Raw genomic sequence first — 695 nt, 5'->3', positions numbered from 1 at the left:
TCGAAGAAGTAAGCCGCTTCGGCGAATGCTGAAAACAAAAGCCCCGGATGGGAAACTGTCCGGGGCTTTTTCGTTGTGTAAGCCGTTTCAATCCCAATGGGGTGGTGAGTATTTAAACAGTATTCATGCAGGCCAATCCTATACTCCACAGAACGCGTCACTCTGAGCGGGTGGTGTTCTTAGTCATTAAGTTCGCGTGACTTTGAAGAGGGAGAAAAATGCCGACCACCACCCCTGATCTTTCTGAGTTGTGGGACGCCTTGCGTGCCTTGCCAAACTCTGGCCCCGCAGGATTTGAAGGCCTGCTTGCGGCAGCGTTTGAGGAATTGTTGGATGTACCGTTTCGGCTCGCCAAGTCAGGCTCTCAGTTCGGGATGGATGGCAAGGCTGTTGATTCGAATGCGCCCGTCTGCTTTGAGGCAAAGCTTTACTTGGACACGGTTCCGTCTTCTGAAGTCCTCAACAAGCTATTGGCTCTCGCCATACGCAACGACCCTACCGAGCTTTGGGTATTGGGTGCGACATCCGGGGTGTCAACGCAAACGGCGGATGACTTGAATGCATCTGGTCGGACATTGGGGATATCAACTCTAATTCTGGATTGGCAAGGCGACTCCCCCGTACTGGCTGCAGTGTTGGTCGCCGCACATCAATCCGTCAGAAAATTCCTGCTGCAGCATGTAGAGGATGCAACC

The 695-nt window shown here is 52.8% G+C and carries 1 protein-coding gene; it reads left to right on the top strand.

What is annotated here, in order from left to right; genetic code table 11:
* Positions 1 to 218: 218 nt before the first annotated feature.
* A partial coding sequence (locus AAHB17_RS24530; RefSeq protein WP_342133679.1) for a hypothetical protein occupies positions 219 to 695 on the top strand: 477 nt, incomplete at its 3' end.

The organism is Hydrogenophaga sp. OTU3427, assembly GCF_038440225.1.
In the GTDB taxonomy this organism is placed as follows: Bacteria; Pseudomonadota; Gammaproteobacteria; order Burkholderiales; family Burkholderiaceae_C; genus Hydrogenophaga.
The sequence above is the reverse complement of the archived record's forward strand: the minus strand, read 5'-3'. Positions and strand labels throughout refer to the sequence as shown.